Source organism: Teredinibacter sp. KSP-S5-2 (assembly GCF_032773895.1).
Lineage (GTDB): Bacteria > Pseudomonadota > Gammaproteobacteria > Pseudomonadales > Cellvibrionaceae.
Window position 1 is genome coordinate 4,283,001 of the sequence record NZ_CP120416.1, and the last position, 20,913, is coordinate 4,303,913.

Annotated in this window: 17 protein-coding genes; 7 read left to right on the top strand and 10 right to left on the bottom strand. The window is 43.6% G+C overall.

The window, feature by feature from the left end:
* Nucleotides 1–17 precede the first annotated feature (17 nt).
* Both P5V12_RS18305 and P5V12_RS18310 read left to right on the top strand, forming a co-directional pair.
* Nucleotides 18–2,459 carry an ATP-binding protein gene (locus P5V12_RS18305; RefSeq protein WP_316954521.1) on the top strand — a complete coding sequence of 814 codons (2,442 nt, stop codon included), beginning with the start codon at nt 18–20 and terminating at the stop codon, nt 2,457–2,459.
* Between the two features lie 359 nt (nt 2,460–2,818).
* On the top strand, nt 2,819–4,918 hold the full coding sequence (locus P5V12_RS18310; RefSeq protein WP_316954522.1) for a hypothetical protein: 2,100 nt from the start codon (nt 2,819–2,821) through the stop codon (nt 4,916–4,918).
* 176 nt (nt 4,919–5,094) lie between these two features.
* Here the strand turns inward: P5V12_RS18310 and P5V12_RS18315 are convergent, their stop codons facing one another.
* From P5V12_RS18315 to P5V12_RS18325, 3 genes are all read right to left on the bottom strand, one after another.
* Complete coding sequence (locus P5V12_RS18315) at nt 5,095–5,292, bottom strand: hypothetical protein (RefSeq protein ID WP_316954523.1); 198 nt, start codon at nt 5,290–5,292, stop codon at nt 5,095–5,097.
* Between the two features lie 360 nt (nt 5,293–5,652).
* The gene (locus tag P5V12_RS18320) at nt 5,653–6,294 is read right to left on the bottom strand and encodes a hypothetical protein (protein WP_316954524.1); all 642 of its coding nucleotides are present in this window, start codon (nt 6,292–6,294) and stop codon (nt 5,653–5,655) included.
* Between the two features lie 228 nt (nt 6,295–6,522).
* Nucleotides 6,523–7,167 carry a lipid-binding SYLF domain-containing protein gene (locus P5V12_RS18325; RefSeq protein ID WP_316957447.1) on the bottom strand — a complete coding sequence of 215 codons (645 nt, stop codon included), beginning with the start codon at nt 7,165–7,167 and terminating at the stop codon, nt 6,523–6,525.
* 375 nt (nt 7,168–7,542) lie between these two features.
* Between P5V12_RS18325 and P5V12_RS18330 the strand changes: the two genes are divergently transcribed.
* A complete protein-coding gene (locus P5V12_RS18330) occupies nt 7,543–8,199 on the top strand; it encodes a DsbA family protein (protein ID WP_316954525.1) in 657 nt (218 codons plus the stop codon).
* 47 nt (nt 8,200–8,246) lie between these two features.
* Here the strand turns inward: P5V12_RS18330 and fghA are convergent, their stop codons facing one another.
* Nucleotides 8,247–9,095, bottom strand: a complete 849-nt coding sequence (gene fghA / locus P5V12_RS18335) for an S-formylglutathione hydrolase (RefSeq protein ID WP_316954526.1) — start codon at nt 9,093–9,095, stop codon at nt 8,247–8,249.
* A 2-nt stretch (nt 9,096–9,097) separates the two neighbouring features.
* Entirely contained in the window at nt 9,098–10,210 is a 1,113-nt protein-coding gene (locus P5V12_RS18340) for an S-(hydroxymethyl)glutathione dehydrogenase/class III alcohol dehydrogenase (protein ID WP_316954527.1), read from the bottom strand.
* A 362-nt stretch (nt 10,211–10,572) separates the two neighbouring features.
* On the opposite strand from P5V12_RS18340, the gene P5V12_RS18345 reads away from it, so the two are divergent.
* Nucleotides 10,573–11,670: a hypothetical protein gene (locus P5V12_RS18345; RefSeq protein ID WP_316954528.1), complete on the top strand. Its 1,098-nt coding sequence runs from the start codon at nt 10,573–10,575 to the stop codon at nt 11,668–11,670.
* Nucleotides 11,671–11,755: 85 nt separating this feature from the next.
* On the opposite strand, the gene P5V12_RS18350 is transcribed toward P5V12_RS18345, so the two are convergent.
* The 5 genes from P5V12_RS18350 to tkt form a co-directional block, all read right to left on the bottom strand.
* Nucleotides 11,756–12,640 (bottom strand): 1,4-dihydroxy-2-naphthoate polyprenyltransferase, encoded by an 885-nt coding sequence (locus tag P5V12_RS18350; protein ID WP_316954529.1) that lies wholly within the window; start codon nt 12,638–12,640, stop codon nt 11,756–11,758.
* A 61-nt stretch (nt 12,641–12,701) separates the two neighbouring features.
* Complete coding sequence (locus tag P5V12_RS18355) at nt 12,702–13,190, bottom strand: hypothetical protein (RefSeq protein ID WP_316954530.1); 489 nt, start codon at nt 13,188–13,190, stop codon at nt 12,702–12,704.
* Nucleotides 13,191–13,240: 50 nt separating this feature from the next.
* The gene (locus tag P5V12_RS18360; RefSeq protein ID WP_316954531.1) at nt 13,241–14,209 is read right to left on the bottom strand and encodes an alpha/beta hydrolase; all 969 of its coding nucleotides are present in this window, start codon (nt 14,207–14,209) and stop codon (nt 13,241–13,243) included.
* A 121-nt stretch (nt 14,210–14,330) separates the two neighbouring features.
* On the bottom strand, nt 14,331–15,506 hold the full coding sequence (locus P5V12_RS18365; protein WP_316954532.1) for a phosphoglycerate kinase: 1,176 nt from the start codon (nt 15,504–15,506) through the stop codon (nt 14,331–14,333).
* A gap of 326 nt (nt 15,507–15,832) precedes the next feature.
* Nucleotides 15,833–17,839, bottom strand: coding sequence for a transketolase (gene tkt / locus P5V12_RS18370; protein WP_316954533.1), 2,007 nt, complete (start codon nt 17,837–17,839; stop codon nt 15,833–15,835).
* A 201-nt stretch (nt 17,840–18,040) separates the two neighbouring features.
* On the opposite strand from tkt, the gene P5V12_RS18375 reads away from it, so the two are divergent.
* From P5V12_RS18375 to metK, 3 genes are all read left to right on the top strand, one after another.
* Nucleotides 18,041–18,655, top strand: coding sequence for an alpha-ketoglutarate-dependent dioxygenase AlkB family protein (locus tag P5V12_RS18375; protein WP_316954534.1), 615 nt, complete (start codon nt 18,041–18,043; stop codon nt 18,653–18,655).
* A gap of 82 nt (nt 18,656–18,737) precedes the next feature.
* Nucleotides 18,738–19,736, top strand: a complete 999-nt coding sequence (locus P5V12_RS18380; protein ID WP_316954535.1) for a metalloregulator ArsR/SmtB family transcription factor — start codon at nt 18,738–18,740, stop codon at nt 19,734–19,736.
* Nucleotides 19,736–20,890, top strand: a complete 1,155-nt coding sequence (gene metK, locus P5V12_RS18385) for a methionine adenosyltransferase (protein ID WP_316954536.1) — start codon at nt 19,736–19,738, stop codon at nt 20,888–20,890. Before P5V12_RS18380 ends, metK begins: the two co-directional genes overlap by 1 nt.
* Nucleotides 20,891–20,913 lie beyond the last annotated feature (23 nt).

A 20,913-nucleotide genomic window follows, 5' to 3' on the forward strand; every position in this document is an offset into this window, starting at 1 on the left:
CTGGATTTAGATAGACTATGAAGCCCTTTCAAGGATCAATATACAAGAAACTGGTAATCTGTTTTCTGCTGGTCTCACTGATACCCCTATTGGTTTCCGCACTGATTAGCTATAACCGCTCCAAGGCATCACTTAAGCAACAGACGCTGGATAGCATCAACCTGATTGCCGACGACCGAATGGATTCCATATCTCGCTATCTAAACAGTACCTACCGGGCACTGCAAAGCCTGTCCACCAATCCCAAAGCCGCCTGGGTCATGCAAGAGTTCGCCGCTATGGCTGAACGCGGTTTACCCCAAGAGGACATACCTCAATACACCATTAACAAACGCATCGTCAGTTATCACCTGGGAGCGTTCGGTCAAGTACCCATCTATTTATTCAATGGTGATAGGGAATTAGTGTATACCGCTGATGGCAACGGTAGCCTGGCAGGCGTGGATAATGAGCTTGGCAAAGGAACCGCTCCGTTTATCAACGCAACACTGCTGGACGCGGTCAACAAAACCTGGGAAACAGGTGAAGTAGCCACATCAAAAGTGTCCCGGGTTAATGGCCAGGCATCTATTTACGTTGCTATTCGTTTTAACAATAGTGCCAAAATCCCAGGTGTTATGGCATTTAGAATTGGAGCAGATAAATTCAAACCATTTACCGAACGCTTTCTCGGTTTGCACGACACAGGAGAGTTGATGCTTTGGTATCGTGATGGCGAAAACAACTACTCTGTGGGCTCTCCTCGCCACATGGAGAAAGTGTTATTACCCGTCGACAACAGTATTGGCCAAAAATTACTGACACCAAACGTTCCCAAAAATGGTGACGGTGTCGAAATCGATTATCGAGGAAAAAAAGTACTGGCGGCCTGGCGTCACATCGACAGCCTCGGTTTAGCCATGCTGGTAAAAATTGATACCAATGAAGTTTACGCTATCGTCAGTTCGGATAGGAATCTGGCGCTATTGGTAGCGGCACTAACAATAGCGTGCGTATATTTAATATCTGTTCTTATTGCCCGCCGTGTTGCAGCGCCAATCGTCACTTTAACCGAACAGGCCAAACGCATAGCCGACGGCGATTTTAGCGGCCGAGTTCCGGTAACCAGTAATGACGAGATCGGCAAGTTAAGCGAATCATTCCAGTCTATGAGTGATTCGTTACGCAAAGCCATCTCGGATATCAACCGGAAAAACCAACAGTTGGCACAAGGCAACGCCCTCAAATCAGAGTTTTTAGCCAACATGTCCCACGAAATTCGCACCCCCATGAATGCAATTATGGGTATGACCGAGTTCTTACAGGCAACCAAACTCAATGGAGAACAGAAAGAACTGGTTGATGTTATAGGCCACAGTGGTCGCTCACTCCTAATCTTAATCAACGATATTCTCGACCTATCAAAAGTCGAAGCGGGCAAACTACACCTGGAACAACAACCTTTTGATTTTACTGCCTGGATCAACGAAATTGGTGATGCAACTCGGATCAACACCAAACACAAAGGGTTAAATTTTTCTCTAACGGTAGCCGAAGACCTTCCCCGATATTTAATTTCCGACCCTGTGCGCCTGGGCCAATGCGTTAATAATTTAATTAGTAATGCACTTAAGTTTACCGAACGCGGTTCGATAGATATCGAAGCCTGTAAGACAATAAATAAGAAAGGAAAGACTCATTTAAAAATTAGCGTAAGGGATACCGGAATAGGCATCGCCGAAGATCAGCAACAAAAAATCTTCCACAAATTTTATCAGGCGGATGGCTCCACTACGCGCATCTACGGCGGCACAGGTTTGGGCACAACCATCACCAAGCGTCTGGTAGAAATTATGGGCGGCGAAGTCGGACTGGAAAGTAGTGTGGGTAAGGGCTCGCTATTTTGGTTATCCATTCCATTACTTGCAGCAAAAACCGGAGAAATAATCCTCAACCCGGATCAATCCAACCTATTTCATGATTTGAATTACGCCAACAAAACGGCAAACCTTGATATTCCAACGTTACTTGCCAGAAAGTATGAAACGGAAAAACCACAAAGGCAGGAGAAAAAACTTCTGTTGGTTGAAGATAACCCTGTCAACCAGATTGTTGCTCTTGGTTTCTTAAAACGTTTTGGTTATAGCTCGGTAGACATTGCAGAAAATGGCGAGGAAGCATTGCAGTCGATAAACGATGCAAATTATGATTTAGTATTTATGGACTGCCAAATGCCGATTATGGATGGTTTCGCTGCAACTCGAAAAATCCGCTCAATGGAGTGCGACAAATCCGGTACACCGGTTATCGCAATGACCGCCTGCACCATGAAAGGAGATAGAGAGAAATGCCTGGCTGCTGGCATGAACGATTACCTTTCAAAACCACTTAGCGCAAAAGGCTTACAAAGCATACTCCAACAGTATTTACCTGATGCGGAAATTGAAACGGAATCAGAAACCGAACCAGATCCGGCATAGATACTTCACCTCATACTATAGCAAGCGGAAAGAAAACATCCTTTCCGCTCAATTCTCTTTCATCGAAAATCAATCTGCATTTTATTAAAAAATGTTTTACAAAAAATAACAAAGTTTATCCTCTTATCTCTTGAGTTTTTTGCCAATACGACTAAACGATTTTATTTTTATTCGTATTAACCACCCATACGGCACACAATTCTTCTCCGCTGCGAATTACGTATAACGCAAAAAAACCGAAATGGACATTTTCCGTAAAGTTTTATTCGACACAAGCATTTTGTGAACCCATACCATATCGCTGTAATTCAGTAAGGCAATACTCATCATATGTACAACTGCGAGCAACAGGCAAAACAATGAAAGCCTTCACCCAGATATTCATTTTAACTTTCATAATGATATTACTCAGTGCATGTGGAGGCTCTTCCAATAGCTCTACTCAGCAAAATGCTACCGATCAGTCCTCACCTACACCTACACCTACACCTACACCCAAGGATATCGCAGAAGAAGAACTCATTTTTCCAAAGGCGATACCAACAGAAGTTATTGGACCAGCACCATCTGCAACCAAGCACAGACATATAACTTATATCCCCAACGGAGACAGCTGGAACATATTGATCCCTTACTCACAGGATTACGTTGGCTCCGGAGCCATAGTGAGTTTTAATCTGGATAACAAGCAAGCTTCAACTGTGACAGCGGGCTACATCCGCCCGGAAAACCGTACACAGGATGATCCCGTTTACGATATCAACTATTCACCACGCCTGGGAACCAAGCGATTTATCTATACAGACAAAGTCGTTATGCCTTTGCAGACCAAAGACCAAAACGAAATCATTCTAACCTACGATATTGCTTCAAACAGTTTCAACACACCATTCGAAATACCTGAAGCCGACTTCATGATGCTGACTTCAGACGCAAACAAAGACGGTATTATTCGGGCAAGCGGCAGAACAAAAGATGAAAAGCATTTACTGTTTTACCAGTACAATCCATTCACTCAAGAACTGACCATGTCCAGTAAATTCCCGATTGAGCACGATGGTCTTTCAGAGTACTCATTTAATATGACCCGCGCCGTCGGTGACTGGTTAATTGCCGGCTGGGGAGGATACCCGTGGCGACTGGTCGGGTACAACTTTAAAACTGGCCTATGGAAAACATTTCTAGAAGTTCCCGGCAAAGGCAGTTATAAAACCTTTCAGATGTACAAACAAAAGGATCAGTCCATTTTAATTTTTTCTGAAGAAGTATTTGATCAACCTGATTCAATGAAATACTGGCAGTTTATTCCAACAGATGACGGCGATTTGATTCCAACTAACCTTCGTGAAGGAGACCAGGCAGCCAATTTGGACGAGCATCCGCTTCAGGAAAAATACTATTTCTTCGGCAGCATCATTAACACTCTCTACATTCATCCCGATGTAAAGGAGGGGGCCAACGCTTTACCTTTGCTGGATGAAAATTCAATATATCCTGACCACGACGGCAAAATACGCTACCAATATAACTACAAAGGAAAAGATGAAACGGTTATAGCCAACATGCAACCATTCAAAGCAACTTACCGAATCGTTGGCACAACAGGAAATTATTTATACGGTGCAGCGGCTCAGTATGGCGATCATATTTTCTATAACCCAACATCTGGTGAAACACACACTTTTAGTGCCCGACACCTTAGCGTGTATTCGATGAATAGCATCGACAACAAAGTTTATATCGCTGGATATCCCAATTTTGTCATCAGGGAATATGACATTCCAACAATGACTTACAAAGATTCAGGCTCTAATCAGGATGTTAAAACCCACTGGCCACTTGCGGGAATAGAAAAAGGAATAGACAACAAAATTTATTACGCAGGGCAATACTATAGAACGCGGGATGGCGGCGGCATCGCCTGGTATGAACCTGAGAACAATTTTGTTAGCGGGTTGCCTATAGATAAATATAAACCTATCTCAATGGTATCGATTCTGGATGGTCGTTTTATGGTAATGACCTGCCTGGAGGACGGAGGCAAGCTTGCAATTTTTGATGTTGAAAAATCAGAACTGACTATGAACTCAGTACCAGGTCTAAACCCCGGCTATATTGTAGGTATTGGAAATCACATTATCGGTTACGGCATTAGTACTGAAGCGGGCCCAATTATTTACAGGATGAATCCGCTAACACACGAAATTATCTGGCAGTTTAAAATCCCGCGAGCACCCAATTTCACCAGCTCATTACTTCGAACCAAGCATTACATAATGACATACGACAATCAGGATTCGGTCTATATCAGTGCATCAAGCACGCTACTTAAAGTAAATGTAAATACGGCGGTTACGACAATATTTGGCAGAGTTTCAGCCCCCTGGAATATAACTATTCATAACGGAGAGATTTATCAAGCAGGAGAGGAAGGGTTCACAAGATTGGTTTTACCTTAACCGCTTAAGCAACATACTTAGCTTGATGCAGCCAGCCCCCGGCTGCATCAAATCGCTTCAATATGAAACAATTATTAGTTGGCGACACTTCCCCAAAGCTAGCCAACTAATACATCACTAAGCAAAAATATCATTCAGCACCCAAACTGCAACACAGTTTTTGATCTGAAAAGAAATTAGGCAGAATAGGTGACCGAAGCGTCGTATGACCCACCATTTTTCTTGGGTCGCGCATAAAATGCATTATGGTATTTTTTAAATTTAGCGACCGTTTCATAGGAACTGCAAATTTCCGTTACGGTACTACCATCCCTTTTACGAAATTCAAATTCAACTGGAATCGTTAGGTCCAAAATTGAGCCTGCAACGTTCATATTCACTCCTTCTTATTTTCAACTTGTCACACAATATGCAACAGCGTATACAACGACAATATCAATAATAAAGGTCCACAATCTGATTATAGCCATCCTATTTCTTATAAAAGGGAATTATTTAGTATTTTTCGGTCTGAGCAGCTTTTTGCTTTAGATCAAGATAGGCATAGATTTTATTTTGGCACGTTTTGCCACATGAAAAAATTTTTCCGTGGCAGAATGGTTGGCTAATAAGAATAAAAAGTAGAGAAAACGCTTATTTCAGGCAAAGGGCGGCGGGTAACACAACCTGATAGACTAGATATTACACGCCACTGCAAGAGATGCTAATTAGCCTGAAATAGCCAACACGAAAAATTAGTATTTACGTGACCAATCATCTTTGTCGTTTTTACAAAAGGTGTATACACCATCCGACGTACGACCTTTTCGGTCAATCACGCTAATTGTTGTTTTACGACAGGGCTTTCCTTTTTCCTTAAATGAACTTAGTGGCACAATCACTCCAGACATACCCGTTTCTTGCTGAACCCAGGAAACCGGGTGTTGATTCACAGAATTATCTAAAGCGTAAAATAGTTCTTCAGAAAGAGTTTGCCAGTCTTTCTTGGTAAAACTGGAAACAGGTGTTGATTCAACCTTCCATTGTTCACCATATTTACATACATCAAACTTATACTGCTCAACCTTATTATTCTGTTTTTTTGCCGCAAACCTCACTCGCCGACATTCGTTACCATCCAATTGATAACTTAGCAGTGGTTCAATCTTACCTTTCAAACCGCTTTCACCTTCCCAATAAACAGTCTGTTTATCTCCTTGTTTATCAAAAGTTAATTTTGCTGCGTTCTTCAAGGATTCAGCATCAGCCTTATTCAGTTCAGTAAAAAAAGAGTCTCTTAAGAATCCAACATTTGACGCTTCAACAGACAAGAAAGCCGCTGATGAAGCCAGGAACACACAACCAATAAAAATCTTTTTTACCATTTTTGTATTCATTGCACACCTATTCCAATAATCAATCCGTTATGAACTCAGTTTAGAGCGTTGAGTATCAAATCTAAATACGACGAAGCAAAAAAACATGGACGCCGAGAAGATTTCAGACCAGGTAATATACAGCATTTGGTCTTTAGTCAGAAAAGCTACGGTATGTAAATAATAGAATTACAACAACAGGCTTACAATTACATTAATCGCAAACCCGTTTATTTAACACATCATCAACTAGATTGGCTGACCTTCTTCAACAGGCGAAGGTGCAGGCGCGGATTTTGGTTTGGCTTTTTTCTTGGCTTGTCCTTTAGGGGTAAAATTAAACTTTTGCCCCCCTACACTTGCCTCATACATAAATCCACCCTTGGTATAAGTAAATACCGCCATGCCTTTATGGTATTTAGCTTTATAAACCCCCTTGCCGTCATTATCCTTGTTCGCCCCCAAAGTACTTCCTGTTGTACCAGCTTGAGCTTGCGCGCCAACAGTTATGGCAACAGCAGAAACTTGCGCCCCAAACTCAAAATTTCCAGAAGTGAACTCATCATAAGAACGCTTATCCTGGAAAAAAATTATTTGACTGAATGCCTGCCCACCAATTTGAAAGCCAACGGTTAGTTGGGTCATATTGGTATAACCCGTGAACTGGCCTTTAACATACACTTTCCCTTTCCCGTGTGCAGCGCCGACACCCAGACCACCTTTACCTATTGTAGGGAAAACAGCATAACCATAACTTTTGGCGAAAAAGTCCGCCGTATAATTGGATTGCCTGAACGAACTCAACGTTGTGGAATACGCATCGCCCGCAAGGCTGACCGTGGATATCAGGGATAAACTGCTTAGCAGCAGCATTCTGGTTAGGAACTGTCTCATCATGGAACTATTTCTCATACAAAGTGTGTTGCGCTTCAAAAAACGCCTTGACCTACGGCTAGTGTAATATGCTTTTGCAAATAATAGGCTTGATACGGTTCTAAAAACATCATGTCACCAACGCTTATTCTCATTTTTTGTGACATCCAAAATACTCTCTGAGGAAAAAAGCGATCATAAGTAGCGAAACGACAAAACCAATCCGGCAACAATCTACATCCCAAATTCTTCCGGGGTGTATGTGGATTGATATATAACAAGAAGTTAATATACGGATAGTGCAGGATGACGCTCAATGCACTTCGCACAATATCAATATCTAGATGAACCCACCCCGGCGAGTAAACGCACATAGGTAATTTGACAGAGGCATATATGGCAGACGCACCGTTACATATTGATTACTACACAGATTTACTGTGCATATGGGCATGGATATCTCAGCCGCGGATTAACGAACTTGAACAGGAATACGGCAACCGTATCGTTATTCAGCATCACTACCTGAATATATTCGGCAATACAGAGAAAAAGATGCAACGCCAATGGGACTCTAAAGGAGGAATTCAAGCCTTCGCCAAACATGTTCAGGCATCCGCAGCCGATTACGAGGACTCCCCCATCCACCCGGACTTGTGGTTAAAAAACCCTCCAGCCACATCAGCCGGAGCGCATCAATATATTAAAGCGGTTGAACTGGCTTATGATTCGGAAAGGGCATTTAATTTTGCATACCGGTTACGTAGAGCGTTTTTCCTTGAGGCATTAGACATCAGCAGTTTCGATGTATTGAATAATATACTTGAAGAAGAAAAATTAAACGATGCTCTGGTCCATATAAAAAACACCAGCGCCCTGGCCGAATTGATGGCTGATTACAATCAGGCCCAATTACAGAATATTAAAGGTAGCCCTTCCTATATTTTAAATGATGGCAGGCAAACACTTTACGGTAATGTTGGTTATCGCGTTTTACGCGCAAATGTTGAAGAACTATTACGCCAGCCACATAACGAAGCCAGCTGGTGTTAAATTTTGTTCAAAGAGAATACAAACATGTAAAGCGTTAGAACAACGCTTTACTTTAAGTAACTGACATGAAAACGAAGATGCTCCTCAATAAACGAAGCAATAAAGAAGTAACTGTGATCGTAGCCGGCTCGCAAATTCAGTCTTGCCTGCCAGTTTTTTTCCGCAACAACTTCTTGTAGACGATCAAAGCTGAGCTGCTCATCAAGGAAGTTATCGGCACCGCCCTGATCAATCAAAATAGGTAACTCGGCGGCTCCTGACGAGATCAATTCGCAAGCATCGTATTCCCGCCAGGTGCTTTCCTGTGAACCAAGATAATGGGTAAAAGCCTTCTTACCCCAAGGACAGTTAACCGGGTTCGCGATAGGCGCAAACGCCGAAATTGAGGCATAACCAGCTTGGTTTTTTAACGCACTGATTAACGCACCATGCCCGCCCATTGAGTGCCCCATAATGGACTTTTTACCCGTAACCGGGAATGTCGATTCAACCAGTTCAGGCAATTCGCGGGTAACATAGGAGTACATATTGTAATTTTCCGACCAGGGAGGCTGAGTCGCATCCACATAAAAACCCGCACCTAAACCAAAATCCCAATGGCCTTCTGGATCATCAGGAACACCTTCCCCCCGAGGTGACGTATCCGGGGCGACAATCGCCACACCCAACTCGGTAGCATAGCGCTGTGCCCCGGCTTTTTGCATAAAGTTTTCATCGGTGCAGGTTAACCCGGATAGCCAATAGACAACAGGAACCGGATTATCCTCCGATGCATTTGGAGGAAGATAAATCGCAAACGTCATCTCACAGTGATTTACCTCGGATATGTGCTGATAACGTTTATGCCAACCATCAAAAACCTTGTTTTCTGCAATCAGTTTTATTTCTTTAGTCATAGTCAAAACAACACAACAGAGCGAATGCTTTTACCTTCGTGCATAAGATCAAAGGCGTGATTAATTTCTTCTAACGTCATGGTATGGGTAACAAAATCATCCAATGGAATTTGCCCTTTCATATAATCGTCCACATAACCGGGTAACTCGGAACGCCCTTTCACACCACCAAATGCCGAACCACGCCATACTCGCCCAGTCACCAATTGAAACGGACGGGTAGATATTTCTTCGCCGGCACCAGCAACACCAATAATGATGGATTCTCCCCAGCCCTTATGACAACACTCCAATGCAGACCGCATGACCTTAACATTACCAATGCACTCAAAGGAGTAATCTACCCCACCATCGGTTAAATCAATCAGCACTTCCTGAATGGGGCGATCATAATTTGCAGGATTAATGCATTCAGTCGCGCCAAGTTTTTTGGCCATCTCGAATTTACTTTCATTCAAATCGACGCCAATAATTCGCTCAGCCTTAGCTTGTACCGCACCAATTACCGCAGATAATCCAATCCCACCCAAGCCAAAAATAGCCACGGTCGACCCCGGCTCTACCTTTGCCGTATTTCTTACCGCACCAATACCCGTGGTAACACCGCAGCCAAGCAGGCACACCTTGTCTAACGGCGCATCTTTATTAATTTTTGCCACGGCAATTTCTGGCAGAACAGTATATTCAGAGAACGTGGAAGTGCCCATATAGTGATAAATAGTTTGGCCATTTAACGAAAATCGTGATGACCCATCCGGCATTAACCCCTGGCCCTGAGTCGCACGTATAGCCTGGCACAAATTGGTTTTCCCACTTTTGCAAAACTTACACTCACCACACTCAGGCGTATATAGCGGGATCACATGATCACCTTCTTTTACACTAGTCACCCCTTCACCAACTTCGACCACAATACCGCCACCTTCATGGCCCAAAATACTGGGGAACACGCCTTCAGAATCCGCACCGGAAAGGGTATAGGCATCGGTATGACACACACCGGTGGCAACAATCTTAACCAACACTTCGCCGGCTTTTGGCGGAGCAACCTGAACATTTTCTATTTGTAGCGGCTTTCCTGCTTCAAAAGCCACAGCGGCGCGGGATGTGATCATGATAATGCACTCCAGTTAATTGTTTATCGATCCATAGACAAAATTTATTCTATGATTAAACCTTCCGAGACCCCCATTAGTTCCAACAAGTATACACTACGCGTAAACATCAAACAGATCAGCGTCACCGCATTAGATTCCGGCTAATTGGGAAAGACTCAAGATACAATGATTCCTACCTATCGCACCAAAATCCCAAAAGACTGTAAAGTGGCCAAAAAATTGGGTATCGCGTATTGCCAATATGCGGGAACAAGCATTTCGTATCAGCAATAATTTTTTCTAATCATTAACACTTTCAATAATTGAGGTTTTTCTTTAGTATCAATTTCAGACGTAAAATATAAAAAAAGGAGTCATTTTTGATGAAAGCAATTTTTTTTGGAACATTTTTTTTCATCTTTTCTTCATTTGTACAAGCAGACAGTTATGGAGATAAGTTAAGCATAAGAATGCTACTCGCCCCAGACTGCGACAGCCTTAAAATGGCGGGAAAATATACTAACACGAAGAAAACCAGCAGCAGATCAGTTTACGATGCTGTTGCGGATGCATTAGTTCTAACAACCGACAATGGCTGTCCCGCCGACACAATTTCGTGGTTATTAAAAGCACTATCTAATTCGAAAGATGAATACTACAAATCAGTACTGCAATTTATTCGTGACAACGCAAAAGCTGAAAAATACTACAAAACGGAAAAAAGCAGACTTTTATCTACCCTAAAATCGACGGAAAAAAAATTAAACACTCAAAGCCAAAGTCAATACGAGGCGAGTTTAGAGCAGTCAAAAAAACATATAGCAGAAAATAAGAACACATACGCAAACAAGTTAGACTTAAAGAATAAAATAAAAAAAATGTCATCATTACCTGCCACAGTATCTGATGAGGAATTAATAAAAGAAATTGGCTTGCCCGATAAAATTTATACACAAACGGGATATACCGATATATACGTCGGAACACTTACTGTCACACACCTAATATTCGACTACGAAGGAGCAGGAAAGGTCCAAATCACTTATGACCCCAATGCCAACCGCTGGAATGCCAATGAAATTCTTCTCTACCCCAAGAAATATCAGGATATACACTTAGAAGGGATTGCACCAAAACACATAGAGTATATTGCAGATATACAAAGTATTTGGAACTGGGATTACATAGGAATCAAGAATAGCTATCGTAATTTATCAAGAAAGGATCTAGATCAAGACATGCTGGATGCTCTTGCTTATCGCGTATGGGTCGGACGAAAAGCTCCTGGATACATGGCTGATGCCCTTGCACATTTTTGCGTGATATTAAAGAGAGAGAAAAACCCTCGATATTACAAGCTAATGAAACGAATGAGCGTACTGAAAAGCACTAACAAAAAGCTTCGAAAATATTCATCGTCAGTAGCAAAGAAGTCTAAAAAAGGCCATAAAAACGTAGAGCAATACTACCCTATATAGAAAATAGACCAATCTAGGCTATGGCATAACGCTATTTGTATTGAAACAATGGCGTTATGTCATAAAAAACACGAACAAAAACTGACTAAAAAACAATTCCCGAAGCCAGAAAAAACAAAACACCACTCAGACTAAAACAATATACTGTTAGTAGCAAAGCGGTTTTTGGAATTAGCTGATTGAGTTCTTTTCCATGCAAAACTGCGATATCTCGCCACAAAATGGCTACAAACCAAGATGACAAAGCCAGAGGAATAACCAGGGCATAGATATCATTATGTGTAAGCCAAGCATGCCATATCACAACTACAATCAATATCAACTTAAATAAAATTCGTGTATTTTTATCACCGAATCTGACGGCAAGCGTGCACTTATTGGCTCTCTGGTCTGTTTCTATATCGCGCAAATTATTGACCAACATAATAAGGGCGCTTAACAAGCCAGCGATAGTCCCGTAGGACATCACAAGCACTGTAAGCTCTCCCGTGTGAACGTAATAGCACCCACCTACGGCAACCCAACCGAAGAAGATTAACACTGTCACTTCACCCAAACCGTGAGAGGCCAACGGCCAGGGGCCGCCACTGTAGGCGTATACGCCCGCAATGGACAACATACCCAATGCAAATATTTCCCAACCACTGAGAAACGAAAGATACACGCCACTGAAAAAGGCCATTAAAGTAAAGATAATTAATGCAGAAAAAACGGATTTTTCACTAATCAAGCCTGATTGTGTAACCCTTGTTGGCCCAAGTCGTTCTTCGGTATCCACGCCTGATTTTGCATCGAAGTAATCATTCGCTAGATTCACCGCGACCTGTAAACACAGGGCACAAAAAGTGGCGACAAAAAACACCACCCATGAGAATTGTTGCTGTGTAAAAGCCAGGGCAGAAGCCAATATTATCGGGCTAATTGATGCAGGAAGCGTTCGCGGACGAATTGCTAAGATCCAGGGGCTCATAATCACTCTTCAATTGAAAGAGAAATGCTCGGATAGAATCCGAGCCTCAGTCATTTTTAAACTATTGCTTCTTTGCTTTCTTTTTATACCAATTAGCTACATCTTTCCCTAAAGCCTTTGCGCATCGACCGAGAACAGCACATGATCCTTTGTATCCTGCGCCGAAACCACCGCGAGAGTTACGCGTGTGCTTATAGGTATCAACTACTTTCCCGTCAACAATAACATCTGCACGCATAGAAACAGACTTGTTATGCCCCATAAATGCGTTACCAGAACTTACTGCATTAACTATCGTCAACCGGATATTTGTGCCCTGACTTGTTTCGCTAATATCATCAGTCAACTCAACCGTGTATCCATATTTCTCCAATGACTGTTTAGTGTAAGAAGAAAATGTATTCCCTAATCCGGTACATTCACTTTTGATATTTTCTGGAATTATCTCTGGATCATGATATTGCGGCGAAGCGGAAACTCTAATTAGTTCGCCAGCAGAAACCTGTATCGAAATAAAGACAAAGAAAACAGAGAAGATTATTTTTTTCATAGTATTTTTCCTAATTAGCGAGTCGCGCCATAACAAGAAAGCATGACCTGTTACTTGGACAAACTCAAAAAACTCCCAATGTGCTTAAAACACTGACCTCGCCATTCAGCACCTTCATTCACCAGGTGATGCATGGCGCCGGGAATCGTAACATATTTCAAATTAGAAAACTTACTCTCTATTTTTTCTCGATTCCATTGCCAGTCAACGGTTTCATCCGCATCACCTTGAATAACCAACACAGAAATATCCGAGCTTTGAAAATGATCAAATTGATTGACCCATTGGATTAACGCGCCCACCCATCGAACCGACACACGATTAAACTGCAACGGATCGTGATATCGAATAAATTGGGTAAATGCCTTGTCGTGGGAGTTATTACTAAACTCTCTGTGGACTGTTTTAAGTATTTTTCCTGCCAGTGCGTAGGCAAGCTTGACCCACCACCACATCTTCACCCGAACCAATGGTGCAAGCATAACAAACTTATCTATCGGCACGTTCGAATTAGGCTGACTCAACAGCAGGGTCATTAATGCAGCACAACCATTGCTTTGCCCAATAGCATACAACGGCCCCGACTTTCGACTTTTCCATTCTTTGACTACAGATCGAATAACGTTTGCATACTCTTCATAGTTATTAATAGATACCCGCTCACCATCACTCAAGCCGTGACCAGGCATATCAAAAGCAATGACCGAATAACCATTTAATAGTAAAAACTCAATAAGCTTTAGATACAGGCCAACATGATCAAATAAACCATGAACAACGACGATCGTTGCTATCGCCTCGTTATTTTGCCACTGATGTACCAGCATACTTCCCAAATCAGTGTCTATGTAGCCCAAACCATACCGGCAACACTCAAGTTCCATAAGACGATCAAACCCATAGAAGCTGAGATAACTGCCAAGCTCCTCGGGCTGTTGGACTGTTTTGATATTATCGACTTTCCCCAGGTTCATTATTTGTTTTTTAACCTGGGAAAGGATTTGCCTAGAGAATTGCAAATGCGCCTCCTGAAATCACTTATTTCAGTCTAGCATTGATTTTACGACGTCAGTATACGAAAAAAGCGGCATCAAGCCGCTTTTGGATTCGATATAATTTTCCGTGTTTATTCTGAAAAGATTAGCCTTTCGCTTTTTCTTCAAGAATAGCAACAGCTGGAAGTGTTTTACCTTCAACATACTCAAGGAAAGCACCACCACCAGTGGAGATGTAAGAAATATCATCCGCCAAGTTGAATTTATCAATCGCAGCCAAGGTATCACCGCCACCAGCGATTGAGAAAGCTTCACTCTCAGCGATTGCACGAGCAACAGTTTCAGTACCTTTTGCAAAGTTATCAAACTCAAATACACCACATGGGCCATTCCAGATGATGGTTTTTGCACCTTTTAGAATTTCCGCTACGCGGGCTGCGGTTTCGGGACCGTAATCGATAATTTCTTCATCAGCAGCAATTTCGTTGGTCTTGCGCACGTCAGCAGGAGAGTCGTGAGCGAAATCAGAGAAAGGCACTTTAGTCACTCGAGCGTCTTTAGCGTAAATAACATCAGCTTCTTCACGCAGGCGCTGCGCTTCTGGGATCAGGTCTTTTTCATATAGAGACAAACCGACTTCATTACCTTCCGAAGCAACAAATGTATTGGAGATACCACCACCCACAACAAGCGTGTCGACAATTTTAGATAGCGAATCCAATACAGTTAATTTGGTGGAAACTTTTGAACCACCAACAACGGCAACCATTGGACGAGCAGGGTTTGCCAACGCTTTTTCCAAAGCATCCAACTCATTGGCCAATAGAGGGCCGGCACAAGCTGTGTCAGCATATTTGGCTACACCGTGAGTTGAAGCCTGAGCTCGGTGAGCAGTACCGAAAGCATCCATAACAAACACATCACACAAGGAAGCGTAGGCTTTCGACAATTCTTCTTCGTCTTTTTTCTCACCTTTATTAAAACGAACGTTTTCCAACAATACCACTTCGCCTTCATTCATGGCGATGCCGTTTTTCCAGTCAGCAACAACAGGTACTTCTTTACCCAGAATTTCGCCAATTCTTTTGGCAACTGGAGCTAATGAGAATTTCGCTTCAAATTCACCCTCGGTTGGACGGCCAAGGTGAGACATCAACATTACTTTTGCACCCTTCTCTACCGCCAGCTTGATGGTCGGAATGGAAGCCTGGATACGAACGTCTGATGTGATTTCGCCATCTTGAATAGGTACATTCAAATCCTGACGGATAAGAACTCTTTTGCCCTGAAGATCCAGGTCTTTCATCAAAAGTACTGACATTATTGTCTCCTAAAAACGTTACTAAAGTTTGCTGACTCAGGTAGCTATTGAAGTAATCCAAGAGCTGCCTAGTATCAGGCTTTGCCGTGACTTTTTTATTGCTTACGCTCAAATGCGTGCAGAAAAGCCAGAGTAAAACACCAAAAAGCCCGACTTATGTCGGGCATTAAATAAGATGCGGTTAAATAACGATCTTTACCTTCTATGATTGACTATAGCCAATTCACAATGGAAGAAGGTGTTCAATCGGGTCGAGCGCGCTTTGGTATATTAAACAGGGGGTTGAAAGGTTTTTTTGAAACCAAACCCTTGAACCCAACTCAGTCTTATATCGCTTCAACCAATTCGTTAACGGTATTTACTACATTTTCAACCGTAAAACCGAAATGCGCCATGAGTTCATCGCCAGGCGCAGACTCACCAAAGGTCGTCATACCAATAATGCGTCCATCCAAACCGACATACTTGTACCAGAAGTCGGCATGAAGCGCTTCGACAGCGACGCGAGCGGTTACTGAAAGCGGTAATACCGACTCTTTGTATGCAGCATCCTGACGATCAAACTCTTCGGCACAAGGCATGGAAACCACGCGGATTTTCTTGCCGGTAACGGCTAACTGTTCAGCGGCACCAACAGCCAATTCCACTTCAGAACCAGTGGCCATAATGATTGCATCAGGCTCGCCATCGCAATCTTTAAGGATATAACCACCACGAGCGACATCAGCAAGCTGCGCTTCTGTACGAGCCTGAGGAGCCAAGCCCTGACGACTGAAAATCAATGCAGACGGCCCGTTACGACGCTCAATTGCACACTTCCAGGCCACAGCAGATTCAGCGGCGTCACAAGGGCGCCAAGTGGCCATATTGGGGGTAGAGCGCAGAGCAGTAAGTTGCTCAACCGGTTGGTGGGTTGGGCCATCTTCACCCAAGCCAATAGAGTCATGGGTATAAACAAAAATGCTTTGAATACCCATCAATGCCGACATACGCACCGCGTTGCGCGCGTACTCCATAAACATTAAGAACGTTGCACCGTAATTTACGAAACCACCGTGTAATGCAATACCGTTCATGATGGCGCTCATACCAAATTCGCGCACACCGTAATACAAGTAGTTTCCTGAAGCGTCATTGGCTTCAATGCCTTTGCAACCAGACCAAAGAGTCAGGTTGGAACCGGCAAGGTCGGCAGAACCGCCCAGCAATTCAGGTAACAATGGGCCAAAGGCGTTAAGTGAATTTTGCGATGCTTTACGAGAAGCCACTTTTTCACCTGCTGCCTGGCATTCTGCAATATACGTATCCGCTTTGGCAGAGAAATCCGCAGGCAACTCACCCTTAATAACCCGGCGCTCATATTCGGCGGCTAACTCTGGGTGTGCTTGTTTATAGGCTTCAAATTTGACATTCCATGCCGATTCAACCTCGGCACCTTTGCCTTTGCCGTCCCAGCTTTGGTAAATATCTTGTGGTACTTCAAAAGCAGGATGCTCCCAACCTAGAGTCTCACGGGCAAGCTTCACTTCGTCGGCACCCAGCGGTGCACCATGGCAATCTTCTTTACCTTGCTTATTTGGAGAGCCAAAACCAATGATGGTTTTACAGCAGATTAATGTCGGCTTGCCCGTTTCGGCTCGAGCCTTTTGAATTGCCGCAGAGATTGCCTCAGGGTCGTGACCATCAACTCCAGGAATCACATTCCAACCATAGGATTCAAAACGCTTGGGCGTGTCATCGGTAAACCAACCCTCAACTTCACCATCGATTGAGATACCGTTGTCATCATAAAAGGCAATCAACTTGCCCAAGCCCAGAGTTCCCGCTAATGAACATACTTCGTGAGAAATACCTTCCATTAAGCAACCATCGCCAAGGAAGCAATAGGTATAGTGGTCAACGATTTCGTGACCATCACGGTTAAACTGCCCAGCCAAAATCTTTTCTGCGATCGCCATGCCCACCGCATTACTGATGCCCTGCCCAAGTGGACCAGTTGTGGTTTCAACACCTGGCGCATAACCGTATTCAGGGTGACCGGGTGTTTTGGAGTGCATTTGACGGAAGTTTTTCAATTCTTCAATTGGCAGATCATAGCCAGTCAAATGCAAAAGCGAATAAATCAGCATGGAACCGTGACCGTTTGACAACACGAAGCGGTCGCGGTCGGACCAGTCTGGATTAGCTGGGTTATGCTTTAAATAGTCATTCCATAGCACTTCGGCGATGTCGGCCATCCCCATTGGCGCTCCGGGGTGACCACTATTAGCTTGTTGGACTGCGTCCATACTCAGTGCACGTATGGCGTTAGCAAGTTCTCTGCGAGAAGGCATGGAATTGGCTCCTAATTCGTTTTGATGAATACCGCTGGGCAGTGTGTAAAAGTGGCGTATTTTCGCCTACTCTAGCGGTAAGGTAAACCAGCCATGAAGAAGTGGCTGTCTTAAATTACCCAACCGACAAACAAACACGATCATAATTCATACAAAATCGACAAAGTACTCGTATTTGCACCCGCCCGGACACTCTCGCCCATGACTCTTTTCGATTGCACTTCAGTGAATATTCCCATAGAAAACGGCAGTTTGACGTACTTTCCTGAATTTATTGCACCGAAAGAAGCCAAAACTCTCTTTCAAAAACTGCAGGAAGAGCTTAACTGGCAGCAGGATCAAATCCACGTTTACGGCAGAAGCGTTATGATTCCCCGCCTCAATGCCTGGTACGCGGATGAGTCTCAAAATTACGGCTATTCAGGCACAGCCTTGACGCACAACCCATGGTCGCCCGAGCTGCTCTCAATAAAAAAGCGCGTCGAAGACATCAGTCATCATCAATTTAATGGCATGCTGGCCAATCTCTATCGCGATGGCCAGGACAGCGTCTCCTGGCACAGTGATGACGAACCCGAACTTGGCCCAAATCCGGTTATAGCCTCGGTTAGCCTAGGCGAAAGCCGACGCTTCTCTCTAAAACACCGTTTCAACAAACAACTCAAACCTGTTCACCTCGAACTGGAATCCGGGTCGCTGTTAATTATGGCCGGTTCTACCCAGCACTACTGGCACCACCAAGTCGCCAAAAGCAGGAAACCTCTTGGAGCCAGAATCAACCTGACCTTCAGGAAAATTCTGTCAATCTCAAGCTAAAGAATCATTTTGGCGCAAAAACCCATAAATCTATATCAAAATATTTTGATATAGATTTTTTTGCCTGCTATGCTTACTCACCATGAGCGAAGATTTGATCAAAAAACAGCCAACCCCACTTGGAACCGAGTTGGCACAATTGCTGAAAGCCGCGGGAGACCCTCTGCGACTGGAAATTTTGCGTGCGCTCAGTTCCGACTCTTTTGGCGTACTGGAGTTGTGTTATGCCTTTGGAGTCAAGCAATCCGCTCTAAGCCATCACCTTAAAGTTTTATCCACTGTTGGCCTGGTTACCACCCGCCGTGAAGGCAATACCATTTTTTATCGCCGTAACCACATTTTTCCTGGAGAGCACTTCGCGGAAGTTAAAAGTGCTATTTATCGCAATACCGACCAACTTGATCTAGGTGACACGGTGTTAGAGAAAATCCAGACCATTCACGAAGATCGGGCAAAAGCGTCCAAGCAGTTTTTTAACGACCGGGCTCAGGACTTCAAAGAGCAACAGGATTTAATTGCCAGCTTTGAAATATACGGCGAACAGGTTGGAGAGCTGCTCGATTCCAGTCCATTACCAAGCAACAATTCGGTATTGGAAATTGGCCCTGGTGCAGGAGAATTTTTACCCTTCCTGGCCCAACGCTTTGATTCAGTTACCGCTCTGGATCTCTCGGCCAGTATGTTGGAAAAGGCCAAAACACTGAGCGCTGAAAAACAACTTAATAATATTCAGTTTATTTGCAGCGATACCAGCTACTGCCAGGAATACAGCGAATTATTTGATTGCGTGGTGATAAATATGGTGCTTCATCACACACCATCACCTAACCAGATCTTTTCCGACATCAGCCAAATCATCAAACCCAAAGGTATTTTGCTGATTTGTGATTTGTCCAACCACGATCAGGAATGGGTTAAAAATGCCTGTGGCGATCTTTGGCTGGGGTTTGACAGGAAGGATTTAATTCAATGGGGCAGGGAAAATCAATTCCATGAAGGCCAAAGCGCCTATTTTACTTTGCGCAACGGTTTTCAAATTCAAATTCAACAATTTATTAAAAATCATCCAGGAGACTATTGATGTCTGAGTATTCTATTTTTACCTCTGAATCTGTTTCAGAAGGTCACCCCGATAAAATGGCGGATCAAATTTCTGATGCTGTTCTAGATGCGATTATAAAAGACGACCGCCAATCCCGCGTAGCGGTTGAGACAATGGTAAAAACAGGCATGGTGATTGTTGCAGGTGAAGTGCGTACCAACACCTACGTCGACCTGGAAGACCTTATCCGCGATGTAATTCTGGACATTGGTTATAACTCCAGTGATGTTGGCTTTGATGGGGCCTCGTGTGCCGTATTAAATGCAATAGGTAAACAATCATCCGATATTGCCATGGGTGTTGACGAAGGCGATAAAAAAGAATTGGGCGCTGGCGACCAAGGTTTAATGTTTGGTTATGCCACTAATGAAACCGATGTGCTCATGCCTGCTCCAATTTATTACTCGCACCGATTAGTGGAAAAACAAGCTGAGTTACGTAAGAACGGCACTCACGCTTGGTCTCGCCCCGATGCCAAAAGCCAGGTTACTTTACGCTACGAAAACGGCAAACCTGTTGCGGTGGATGCGGTTGTGCTTTCCACACAACACTCTCCGGACATTTCCCACTCACTGCTACAAGAAGCAGTGATGGAAGAAATTATTAAACCGGTTTTACCCGCACAATGGTTACATGCCGATACCCAATATCACATTAACCCTACCGGGCAATTTATTATCGGTGGCCCAGTTGGTGACTGTGGTTTAACCGGCCGGAAAATTATTGTTGATACCTACGGTGGTATGGCGCGTCATGGCGGTGGTGCATTTTCCGGCAAGGACCCATCCAAGGTTGACCGTTCCGCTGCTTATGCCGGGCGTTATGTAGCAAAAAATATCGTTGCTGCGGGTCTTGCGGATCGATGTGAAATACAAGTGTCCTATGCTATTGGTGTTGCCGAGCCAACCTCAATTTCTATCAACACATTTGGCACAGGAAAAATCGCTGACGATAAAATCGTAGAGTTGGTTAACGAACATTTCGACCTACGCCCAGGTGGACTTATTGAAATGCTTGACCTTCTTCGCCCAATTTACCGCGCCACTGCGGCATACGGTCACTTTGGTCGAGAAGAAGCAAACTTTACTTGGGAACAAACTAACAAAGCTGACGCATTAAAAGCTGCTCTGTAATTAGAGCTTTACTTACTGTTTAT